This window comes from Sulfurovum sp. (genome assembly GCF_049668085.1).
In the GTDB taxonomy this organism is placed as follows: domain Bacteria; phylum Campylobacterota; class Campylobacteria; order Campylobacterales; family Sulfurovaceae; genus Sulfurovum.
The window spans coordinates 1-11719 of the sequence record NZ_JBATIY010000054.1 but is presented as its reverse complement, the minus strand read 5'-3'; the positions used below and the strand labels follow the sequence as shown (position 1 = coordinate 11719).

Below are 11719 nucleotides of genomic sequence, written 5' to 3'. Positions count from 1 at the left end.
GCAGGTAAAGCAAAAAGCCATACAGACAGAATGATATAAACCAATAAACTTCTCAATATTCTGCCTTATACGCATGGTGCAATCGCTCCATCGCTTCTTTTAATACTTCTTTGGATGTTCCCACATTGAGCCGCATGAACCCATCACCTGCATTACCAAAGCTTTTACCGTCATTGAGCCCAAGTTTTGCTTTATAGATAAAGAAGTCAACCAGATCATCATGAGACATCCCCATCTCTTTACAGTCAAGCCACATTAAAAATGTAGCTTCTGTAGGTACAACACGTATGGGAATAGCATGCTCTTGTAAAAACATTTTAACATAAGTAATATTTGACATGAGATGTACTTTTAACTGCTCAAGCCATGGTACACCTTCATGATAAGCACTTATCAGAGCCTCTATACCAAAAGGATTTCCATTGGTAATACCTGATCTGTCTTGTTCATGTATATACGCTTGACGCAACTTGCTGTCAGGGATGATCGCATACGAACTGTTCAGTCCTGCAACGTTAAAAGTTTTGGACGGTGCATTTAGGACAACAGAGTTGTGTTTTATCTTCTCAAAACTGCTTATGCAATGATGTCTTTTTTCATAGACAACATCTGCATGAATTTCATCAGAGATGATCAGTACATCATTCTTTATACAGATATCGATGATCTTTTCTAGTTCTTCTGTACTCCATACACGTCCCGTAGGATTATGCGGTGAGCAGAGCAGAAAGATCTTTGCCTCTTTTGCCTTTGTTTCAAAATCATCAAAATCTATATGATATCTACCATTTTCATAGACGAGTGTGTTGTCAAGTACTCTCCTATTTTTATGCTTTACAGAACTTACGAAGGGAGGATAGATAGGCGTTTGAACAATGATGCCATCTCCCTCTTTACTGAATGCAGAAATAATAAAGTTCAAAGAAGGCACAACACCATAACAAGGAACTATCCACTCTTTTTCCACTTTCCAAAAGAAACGATCTTCCATCCAATTCCTGATCACTTCATAATAGCTATCAGGATAGACCGTATATCCGTACAGGGGGTGAGAAGCTCTTTTTTTTATCGCATCCTGAACACAAATTGGAGAAGCGAGATCCATGTCCGCAACCCACAAAGGAAGCAGTTCATCTGTACCAAATTTCTTTTGCGATCCATCCCACTTGACACTATATGTCCCTTGGCGGTTGATCGATTTAAACATCTTTACTTCTTCTGCCAGATCGTCATCTGGGCTATAGTATACTGATGTTTACGTGCCGTCTCTTGTATGACAAATGGAACATCTTTTGTATCAATGAGTTCAAAATCTTCCCCTAGTATCTCTTTAAGTCCTTCAAGGGTTGTGACATTTTCACCATCTTTTTTGTATCCGCCTATCCATTTCTCTTTAGGGGTAGACTCTTCTTGCCAAGTGTATGGTGAGGTTAAGATAAGCATACCTCTATCATTCAAACGTGAAGCCACAGAATCTAAAAACTTATGAGGATCATAGAGTCTATCTATAAGGTTACCCCCAAAGATCAGATCTAAGTCTTTATAAATAGGCTTTAAATTACAAGCATCAGCTTGCCAGAATGAAACCTTGTTCCGTTCTTCTTCTAAGTCAAAATCTGAAATTTTTACTTCATAAAAGTTTTCTAGTTCACCCTCAGTCGGCATTGTATAACGAAGTATACCATCGTCTTTTAGATGTTGGGCTTCTTGTATAAAACGTGCAGAAAAATCAACACCTATCACTTCGTCAAAACCACGAGCGAGTTCAAATGAACTTCGCCCAATGGCACATCCAATATCCAAGGCTTTTCCCCTAGGTTTCTCTTTCATATAGGCTAAAGTGATCCGTGCACAAGCTGTCGGATAATTTTCTACTCCCAAAGCATTTTCACCCCAACCAAAATGACAATACTGGGAAATAAGTGTGTCCGTATTGTAGATATTGGTGGTCACGCTCTCTTCATACATACTTTGCACATACCTAAATCCAGCATGCTGATAAAAATGCCGTCTAAATCCATATCGGCTCTTTTGTGTAGCAAGATTCCCACAACTGATCCAAGAGCCACCATTAATGATATCGTGTTCACCATCAAAGGTTGGAACAGAAAAATCATCATATATTGGATGGACTTTGAAACCTTCAAAAGGATAGATAGGCGTACGTGACCATTGCCAAACATTCCCTATCACATCATAAAAATCACCATGTTTTTGAGTATCCACAGGTTCAGGTGAGGCAAACCCTTCCAGATTGATATTGGCTATGGATTCACCTTTTTCAGTCCATTCCAGGTAGGAAAGTACTTTACTTTCATCACGTAATCTCACATATTCGTCTTCAGTGGGTAAAGTGATACTCTCCCCCTCTTTGTGGCTCTTCCATTGACAAAATGCTGATGCTTCTAAATGATTCACTTCTACAGGCCAATTCATTGGCAGATCTATCTCTCTACTTAATGTCCGAAGTTTATATCCATGTGCATCACTCTTCCAAAACAAAGGGTGTTCTGCTTGAGTGTAGTCTTTCCATGCCTTTCCCTCTTCACACCAAAATGCATCATTACCATACCCATCATCTTGCACAAAATCCAAAAATTCTTGATTACTCGTAAGGTATTTGGCAGCTTTAAACGCAGGAATATGTGCCTGATGGTCTCCATATTCATTGTCCCAACCAAAGAGTTTTGCATCTTTGTTCTTTCCAAGTTTTACGTTACCTGCTTCCACATCAAGAAGCTCATTTTGAGGTGCATCACCAACCATATCACACTCTTTCCACTGATCATTTTCTTGTACGGCATTCAAAGGAAGCTGGCGTATCAGTACGGAAGAAGTTTCAAGATGGATATTTTCATGCTCAATCCCCATCAGTAAGACCCACCAGGGTGAATCTTCTGTAATAGGCAGCGTTAAAGGGAGTGAATCTATCAGAGAAGTGACTTTTGTATAGACTTCATTACGATAAGCTTGGGTTCTTTCCAAACTAGGCCATTCGTAGTGTTTTTCATTCAAGTCATCCCAACTCATTTCATCTACACCCACTGCGAAAATAGCTTCAAGCTCAGGATCGATACGCTCATCGATGATCTTAGCAATTTTTAATTTATTAATGAAAAATGTAGCGGTATGCCCATAATAAAAAATAATAGGATGGCGAAGAGGATCTGCTTTTCGAAAATAAGCACTTTCATCTCTAACAAGTTGAAAGAGAGATTCATAACGTTTAGAACAAAATTGGAAATAATCTTTGATCTCTTTCCGTTTCTGTTCGGAGTCTGTTCCATATAGTGTAGGCATTCTTAGCATGTCTTATTCCTTAGAATTTCTATACATGTAAGATACCTCACAATACTTAAAAATCTGCCTTTTCCTTTGCACTCTCTATCATAGAAATAAAAATAGTGTAGAGGTTTGCAATCACTGCACCTATGACCAATCCAGTTGCTAAAGGATCATTCCCATAGAACTGTAAAGCAAAAAATGCAGGTAAGAGGTGTAAATCTGCAACCAATGAACCCGCCAGAAGTTCAGCTGAAAGTAGATTCCTTACTCCGATCTTCAACAGTGTGGAGATCACATTTACAGACCCTGCTATAAACAATGCAACCACTGAATGTTCATATAAAAATGCTGCTGATGTCGTAAGTGACATCAACGTAAAAAACATATAAAAAACTTTTCCCCAATTCATTCAAACTCCTTCAAATTTAACTATAGTGTACCATTTTCACACAAAGAAAAAATACTTTTTTCTTTAGATCGTCCCATTTTCGTACATAGCACGCATTTTTTCTTTCTCTTTTTCTCTTTTAAGTTTTTGTGCTTCTTTTTCTCTAAAATCACCTACGGAGAAACCAAGCCACATCAAAATTGGTGATGCTACAAAGATAGAAGAGTATGTACCTACAATGATACCCACAAGTAAGGTGAAACTGAATCCATTAATGATCTCACCACCAAATAAATAAAGTGTAAGTACAACAAAGAATGTTGTCAATGATGTTAAGGTCGTACGTGAAAGTGTACGTGTGACAGACTCATCAATGATCGCTCCAAGGTCTGGGTCTTTAATCGTTCTAATTCCCTCACGTATACGGTCAAATACAATGATCGTATCATTGAGTGAATACCCTAGAATGGTCAAAAGTGCTGCCAAAATGTCAAGGTTTACCTCGACATTAAACAATACGATCATTCCCATAGCAATGGTCACATCGTGTACAAGTGCCATCACAGAAGCAACTGCAAAACGCCATTCAAACCTGAATGAAACATAAATAAGGATACCGATAATAGCCAGTACCATAGCCATAAGACCTTTTTCACGTAACTCAGACCCTACCTTGGCACCAACCATATCGACACGTCTGATTTCAAAATTTCCTGTATCTTTAAGCAGTGATCTTATTTGATCACCAACATCTACACCCAAGGCTTTTGAACTCGTTTTAGTACGGATAACGACTTCATCTTCACCACCGAAGAAAGTCACTGTCGCACCTTCATACGATTTGGCTGAATCTATCGATTCTCTTACTTTTACGATAGGTGCTTTACCTTCGTATTGCACTTGAATGAGTGTACCTCCAGCAAAGTCGATACCATAGTTAAATCCTTTGCCTATGATCAATCCCAAAGCCAGTACAAGTATAGTAATAGAGAGAAGACCAAAACGTTTACTCTTACCCATCAGGGAGAGAGGTTTCTTATATTTAAAGATTTCCATTATTTTGCACCTCCCGTCTTAATACCAAACCAGAATCCTAGTTTGTTCTTATCAATCTTTGGCAATATCCATTGATAAATACCATGGGTTCCCACAATCGCCGTAAGCATAGATGCCATAATACCAATACTCATCGTAAGGGCAAATCCTTTGATCGCACCTGTACCATAAGCAAATAGTACTGTAGCTGCAATCAATGTTGTTACATTGGCATCCCAAATGGCCGTAAAGGCATTTTTATATCCATCTTCTATCGATTTTCCGACAGATTTACCTGCATAAAGTAACTCCCTGATACGTTCAGAGATAATGACATTCGCATCAACTGCCATACCGACAGTAAGAACGATACCTGCCATACCTGGTAAGGTCAATGTCGCACCAAAAAGTGACATGATCGCAAGTATCAAGAAGAGATTTCCTACAAGAGCGATATTTGCAACAACTCCAGCCATACCATAGTAGAGGACCATAAAGACCACGACCATGATAAATCCTAACGCCAAAGCAAGAGAACTCGCTTTGATACTATCTGCACCCAAGCTTGGTCCTACTGAACGTTTTTCCATGACATAGACAGGTGCAAGTAGTGCCCCTGAACGAAGTGCAATTGCAAGGTCATGTGCTTCTGCCAATTCAAATCTTCCAGAGATCTGTACGCGTCCACCACCGATACGTTCTCTAATGTTTGGTGCAGAATAAACTTTGTTGTCTAATACGACTGCCATACGTTTACCCACACTGATTGCCGTAAAGTCTCCAAAGATCTTAGCCCCTTGTCCGTTCAGTACAAAGTTGATCACAGGTAGATTACTCTCATCAAAACCTACTTTGGCATCTGTCAACATAGAACCATCGAGTATAGGAATAGCACGAAGCAGATATTTTTCATCTGTGTTAACATCTGGAAGTATCACATCACCATAACTTCTCGCTTCATCCGCACTCATAGTATTTACTCTTGTGTTTCTGTCTTCATCCACAGCCATAAGCTGTAAATGTGCTGCACGTGCGATAAGTTCACGGATACGCTGTTCTTCTTCCTGTGTTTTGATCCCTGGTACTTCTACAAGGATCTTATCTTCACCCTGTTTTGCAACCGTTGGTTCTGCAAGTCCAAACTCATTGAGTCTGCCTCTAATTGTTTCAACGGCTTGTTTGATCGCACTCTGTTGCGTACGTTCTACTTCAGCCTCGGTCATCGCCACTGAAAATTTCAATCCATTTTCGACGATCACAGTACCTTCAAGTTCTTTTTTGAGAAGGTCTTTTGCTCTAACAATATCATCATTATCAAGAAGTTCGAACGTGATTTGTTCACCATCGACCATACGAAGTTCATCAAAAATAATCTCTTCATCATCAAAGATGTACTTTATCGATGCCGCCATAGATTTGATACGTGACTCAATGGCTACTTCACTCTTGATCCCAAGAAGCATATGTAAACCACCTTGAAGGTCAAGCCCCAAAGTGATCTTCTTTCCACTTTCACTTTGTGTCAAAGAAGGAATAGAAAAAACAATACCAAAAATGAGTGCGAAAGCAAAAAGGATTACTCTAAAATTAAGCGTCTTCACCCAACTCAACCTTTTTTGCAACATATGCTCTATCAAGTTTCACAACAGTGTCATCATTTAGTTTGATTTTGATAAAATCTTCTTCAGTTTTAACAATTACAGCCATAAGTCCACCTGTTGTGATGATCTGATCACCTTTACTTAGGCTCTCAAGCATCGCTTTATGTGCTTTTTGATGTCTTTGTTGCGGTCTGATAATTAAAAAATAAAAAATCGCAAATAAAATGATAAGGGGTAAAAATGAACCAATCACGCTACCTTGTTCTGCTCCCATAGGAATCCTTTTGAATAAAATTAGCCATTATTTTAGCACCTTTGAACTAACAAGAGGCTTTTTCATAGCACTTTTAAGTTCAGCCTTCATATACCTCAATCATTGGGCATTTTCTTATCCTCTGATCAATACTATTTTAGGTATTGTAACACTCTACCTATTACTACAGGAAGGAGAAAAGATCTGGTTTATTTCAGGTGCTTTCATAGGACTGTTCTGGTTTTGGTGGATCGCTTTAAGCCTCAAGCATTATGGCATGCTTTGGGCTGTACCCATAGAGATAATCATCATTATGTTAAGCTATGGAATACTCTTTTGGCTCATTGCCTGGTTCAGCCAGAAAATCACTTCATTCTTTCCCTTTTTCTGCACGCTACTTCCACTTATACTCAAAGCTCTGGGACTGCTGATCTTAAGCTATATCCATCCATTCTCTTTTGACTGGTTTAAACCAGAACTGATGTTCGTCGAAAGTTATGTTGGCATAGAAAAATGGCAGTTTGGTATTATTTTGACCGCTATTGTTTTGAGTATCTGGAAAAAACAATTTTTATACCTTTTATTTATTCTGTTAGCCTATCAACCTCACCTTCCTGCACCAGGTAAAGTGGGAGATGATATCACACTGGTCACCACCTATACATCCGTTCAAGACAAATGGAACGAGACACTGCATCACAAACAGTTTGAAAATCTTTTTACACTTATAGAGCAAGCGATAGAAAACAAAAAAAGTCTTATCATTCTTCCTGAATCTGTCTTTCCTGTTTTCGTCAACCGGTCACAGAAACTCATAGACAGATTGCAAGCAAAAGCCCAAGATATTTCCATTGTCACCGGTGGACTCTACTGGGATGGAAAAACACCAAGAAATTCAACTTATATTTTTACAGATAACAAGATCTCTGTAGCCAATAAAGTAGTACTTGTTCCCTTCGGAGAAAGTAATCCCCTGCCTGATTTTTTAAGCGACTGGGTCAACAATGTCTTTTATGACGGTGCGGTAGACTACGTAGCAAGTCAAAAAGTCATAGACTACACAATAGACGGGAAGAGCTACAGAAATGCCATCTGCTTTGAAGCCACCAGTGAAAGACTTTATGAAGGTAATCCAGAAAACATGATCGTACTGAGCAACAACGGATGGTTCACTCCCTCCATAGAACCCACTTTACAAAAACTTTTGTTGCAGTACTATAGTACGAAATATGGAACTACCATTTATCATTCGGTTAATATGTCGGACTCTTACGTGATAAGAAATGGCAAAATCAATGAATAGAAAACCTTATAAGGTTGTGATATTTGACATTATTCTGACATTTATTTAGTATCATTTTCATCTATACCACACAGGGGAGAAGAAATGTCTAAGAATGAGTTAATTGAACAACAGCTAGATGGAATACTTGAACGTTATTATTATCTTAAATATTGGAAAGAAGAAAGCTTAGAGGAGTTAATCATACATGCAGAGAAAGAACACTCGGAAGCCATAGATAATATGCGCATGACAAATGATTTGACTAGAATTATTCAATTGGCTGAAACTTTGACGGAAACTGAAGCAGCATAAAAATGAAAGCATTAATCCTTGCACTTTTACTAGCATCCCCACTTTTTGCAAACAATATGGAATGTGAAACCGAACTAAGTATTTTTCAGTCGAACATTGAACAAAGTAACCCCATAACGGATGAACAGCTAATAACTGCCATTAATACCTGTGAAGATATAACTGGGCATGAAGGACTTGTAAGTATTATGAAGTTAATGCTAGAAACTACTATCGAAGTATAATCATCCCTATCGTCCCAATACTCATGCAAAATTTAAACACATTAAGGTTTATTGCTACAGCGTTATATAGAAATTCTCAAATAGCAATGAAAACCTTATAAAGTTATCTATTTGATAAGGTTTTGAAAAAAGACTTTTTAGATATACGCTAAAGACCAAAATACAGTATAAAAATGACTATATGAAAAACATAACCAAATATGTCATGTTTATGGCATTACCTTCCCAAAAACTTTTCTAAGTTCTTTAGTTGTTTGATGCGCTGGGTTTGTACGTATCATTTTTTCTGATTGTCCTATCATAAAATAGATAGCATCGATTGTATGGTCTGTTATATACTCTTCTATGTTTACAGCATCTTGAGGGATATACTTTTTTATACCTAACTTTTTTGCCATTCCCATAAAGTTTGTCATTTTGGCAAAAGATTTCACCATAGGGTCAGCAATTTCTTTTACTGCATCGTAGTATTTGTACACTTTATTTGTTTTCATCTCTTTTATAATAATAGGTGTTATGAGTATTTTAAGCTCTTCTCTTGTATGCCGTTTAAAATAATCTGTTGCAGGACTTCCATCCATCATTAAAATATCTGCAGCATCATTAAAAGACATATCATCAATTGAAGTCACAAATACACCCGCAGTTTGTGGAGCCGCCCTGGCTGCTGCTCGATTCATTGAAAGAATAAATTCATCGATCATATCACCTGCGCCTGCTGCTCGCATCATCGACTCCATTTGGGAGAATGGAGGTGGAAGAGGGATTCGCACAGCCGGATTGTCCATAAATCCACCTTTTTGCCCTAGCGTGTCAACTGCTTTGTTCACACCTATTTTTAAGGCTTGTTTAAATGCTTTGGTGATGAGATCTGTACTTAATACTCCCATCGACATAGTTTCCACCATTTCTTTTGCACTCATATCAGAAGGATTTCGAAATTTTTTAAAATCTTTTATAGAAGACTCAACTTTATCTTTTACATCATTAAAACTAAAAGCTTGAAGTGAAACACTATTGGAGAGTATTGCCGTAACTAAAATTATTTTCTTCATTTTCTTTCCTTGCATCCCGTATTTTAACGATTTTCTAATAAATTCTGTTGAAGAAAAATAATAAATTACACATGTGACTACAATCACGAATACTACCGCATATGTTAGATATAGTTTTCTAAACCCCTATAAAATATTCTATATAGGAGGTTTTATAAGGCAATGTATATTGTGACGCTCAATATATCATCTAGTCTCATTACACATAAAACTTAGAACTTCTCAATAACTTTAAAGCAAATTCTATTTTATCTTTCAAACTCTCTTCATGCTCACATAAAAGAGGATATATATCTAATGTTTTTGTTTCAGACTTCGCTTTAATGTTGTTAAGTATAACTTCACGCTCTTTACAATTTCTGTACTCACGGAGAGGCTTCAATAGAATATTAAGTTCCTCGACGAGAATTCGTGACTCTTTTTCTCCAATAATATGAAAAAAATCTTCTATTAAAGTTTGAAGGGTATCCATAGAGATATAAATCTCTTCAAGCACTTTATCATCATAAACCTTATTGGTATTGCCTAAAAGCATTTCAAATCTTTTTAAACGCTCTCTAACTACATTTTTCACCTCTTTTTTCAAAGAAATATATTTATCGTTTTCCTGCATTTCTATCTCTCTAGTAAGTAGGTCTATCATCTGTGTAAAAAATTGAGACTGAAGCATTTGTACCACTGCTTTCTCCTCTTCTGTGATAAGACTTTTTAACTCACTGTAAAGTGTTAACTTGGCATCTTCACGAGTGGCACATAGTTCATTTAAAAAATAAAGATAGCGTAATACCTTTGTCTCTTCATAATAACGTTTTAGCAACTCGGTACAAAAATGCTGTACCTTTGGATCAAACAGGTCTGAAAAAGTCTCCAGTAAAGTCGCTGTACGTCGCAATAGAATACGCAAACGATGCAGTGTCGCACTAAAATGTTTCTTCTTAAAATTCATCTTATAATAGTTTAACAGACGAATATTTCGGTAAAGTACCAAGGAGACACCATCACTTATATAAACACGTTGTGGTACTTGCCAGAAAAAAAGATTGGGTGATTCAAAAGCATCTATCTTTCGGAAAAACGTTTGTAAATTGTACTCCATAGGTTTTACATACAATGCAAGGGAGTGATCGCTGTATTTGTCATCTTTATCGATCTCTTTAAGCACAAAAGGTTGTAGATCCTGGATGGTTTTTGAGTTTCTCAGTGCTTTTTCATCTTGGAAATATCCGATCAATATATAGATCCCTTCAAGCTTTTTTAAGTACTTTTCAACAACAAATGTACTCTCATCTATCATGACCGAATATGCGTTTTTAACGATGATCCTTCCCAAATGCTCTTTACGATGAAGAACATACACTTCTTCATTGATAGATGTGATCTCTTCAGTACCATGTTTATCAACTGTGACTTTTGTATAGGTATCTGGAAAAAGTTTAGAGTAGTAACACGCCTCATCCACAGTTGAAACAGTGTAGAACTGCTCTATTTGCTGAATATTTGACCGTTGTTGTTTAAGCCAACGTTGGATGTCTGCGGATACTAAAAACTTACGTTTTATGTTATTCATAGCAGGGATTATATCACAAAATAAAAAATTGACTCTATGCTCCTTTTTAACTATAATAAACTATGAAAAAATTCTTTTTAGCCCCTATCAAAGGCTACCAATATATCTCAAAAATGTTACCTGCCTCCTGTCGATACTATCCTTCCTGCTCAGAGTATGCCAAATGGCAGTTTGAATTTAATGCACCGCATAAAGCCTTTGTAGCAAGTTCGTTGCGTATTTTGAGCTGTAATCAGTTTTTTAAAGGGGGTATTGACTATCCACTGGTTCACTTCAAACCACCAAAGCTTACAGCTTTACTCAAACTTAATGCATTTTGTGGCAAAATGAATGTCATCTATTGGTTGGTACCCCAAAGTACGGACCCGGACAATACCAACTATTATGTTTTAAAGGATTTTGATGCAATTAAACGCACCACTTGACATGCACTTACACCTCCGAGATGGAGAAATGTTAGAAAATATCGCTAAAAGCTCAGCGAGCACTTTTTCAGGCGCAATCATTATGCCAAACCTTGTACCTCCAGTGAGTAATAAAGAAGAAGTTGTTGCCTATAAACAACGTATCATGGATGCCATTGGTGATGAAAAATTTACACCTTACATGACACTCTTTTTCAAACCTTCTTATGATAAAGTTTTTTTAGAGTCTGTCAAAGATGATATCACAGCGATCAAACTCTACCCTGCCGGTATCACCACAAATTCTGAA

Annotated in this window: 12 protein-coding genes and 1 pseudogene; 5 read left to right on the top strand and 8 right to left on the bottom strand. The window is 37.3% G+C overall.

What is annotated here, in order from left to right; genetic code table 11:
* Positions 1–52: 52 nt before the first annotated feature.
* From WBM70_RS03560 to yajC, 6 genes are all read right to left on the bottom strand, one after another.
* Positions 53–1207 carry a MalY/PatB family protein gene (locus WBM70_RS03560; protein WP_424557133.1) on the bottom strand — a complete coding sequence of 385 codons (1155 nt, stop codon included), beginning with the start codon at positions 1205–1207 and terminating at the stop codon, positions 53–55.
* 2 nt (positions 1208–1209) lie between these two features.
* Positions 1210–3309, bottom strand: coding sequence for a 5-histidylcysteine sulfoxide synthase (gene ovoA / locus WBM70_RS03555; protein WP_424557132.1), 2100 nt, complete (start codon positions 3307–3309; stop codon positions 1210–1212).
* 46 nt (positions 3310–3355) lie between these two features.
* Positions 3356–3694, bottom strand: a complete 339-nt coding sequence (locus WBM70_RS03550) for a DUF6394 family protein (protein ID WP_424557131.1) — start codon at positions 3692–3694, stop codon at positions 3356–3358.
* 63 nt (positions 3695–3757) lie between these two features.
* Positions 3758–4729, bottom strand: a complete 972-nt coding sequence (gene secF, locus WBM70_RS03545; protein ID WP_424557130.1) for a protein translocase subunit SecF — start codon at positions 4727–4729, stop codon at positions 3758–3760.
* Positions 4729–6333 carry a protein translocase subunit SecD gene (gene secD / locus WBM70_RS03540; RefSeq protein WP_424557129.1) on the bottom strand — a complete coding sequence of 535 codons (1605 nt, stop codon included), beginning with the start codon at positions 6331–6333 and terminating at the stop codon, positions 4729–4731. The genes secF and secD overlap by 1 nt, the downstream gene beginning before the upstream one ends.
* Complete coding sequence (gene yajC / locus WBM70_RS03535; RefSeq protein WP_424557128.1) at positions 6296–6583, bottom strand: preprotein translocase subunit YajC; 288 nt, start codon at positions 6581–6583, stop codon at positions 6296–6298. Before yajC ends, secD begins: the two co-directional genes overlap by 38 nt.
* Before the next feature lie 10 nt (positions 6584–6593).
* Between yajC and WBM70_RS03530 the strand changes: the two genes are divergently transcribed.
* From WBM70_RS03530 to WBM70_RS03520, 3 genes are all read left to right on the top strand, one after another.
* Positions 6594–7865, top strand: a complete 1272-nt coding sequence (locus WBM70_RS03530; protein ID WP_424557127.1) for an apolipoprotein N-acyltransferase — start codon at positions 6594–6596, stop codon at positions 7863–7865.
* 84 nt (positions 7866–7949) lie between these two features.
* Positions 7950–8159, top strand: coding sequence for a hypothetical protein (locus tag WBM70_RS03525; protein ID WP_424557126.1), 210 nt, complete (start codon positions 7950–7952; stop codon positions 8157–8159).
* Positions 8160–8161: 2 nt separating this feature from the next.
* Entirely contained in the window at positions 8162–8383 is a 222-nt protein-coding gene (locus WBM70_RS03520; protein WP_424557125.1) for a hypothetical protein, read from the top strand.
* A gap of 209 nt (positions 8384–8592) precedes the next feature.
* On the opposite strand, the gene WBM70_RS03515 is transcribed toward WBM70_RS03520, so the two are convergent.
* Entirely contained in the window at positions 8593–9438 is an 846-nt protein-coding gene (locus tag WBM70_RS03515) for a DUF4197 domain-containing protein (RefSeq protein WP_424557124.1), read from the bottom strand.
* Between the two features lie 199 nt (positions 9439–9637).
* Entirely contained in the window at positions 9638–11005 is a 1368-nt protein-coding gene (locus tag WBM70_RS03510) for a hypothetical protein (protein WP_424557123.1), read from the bottom strand.
* A 62-nt stretch (positions 11006–11067) separates the two neighbouring features.
* Here WBM70_RS03510 and yidD point away from each other — a divergent pair, with 62 nt between their 5' ends.
* Both yidD and WBM70_RS03500 read left to right on the top strand, forming a co-directional pair.
* Positions 11068–11430: a membrane protein insertion efficiency factor YidD gene (gene yidD / locus WBM70_RS03505; RefSeq protein ID WP_424557122.1), complete on the top strand. Its 363-nt coding sequence runs from the start codon at positions 11068–11070 to the stop codon at positions 11428–11430.
* Positions 11408–11719: pseudogene (locus WBM70_RS03500) on the top strand (dihydroorotase); the annotation flags it as partial. The gene yidD and the pseudogene WBM70_RS03500, both read left to right, overlap by 23 nt.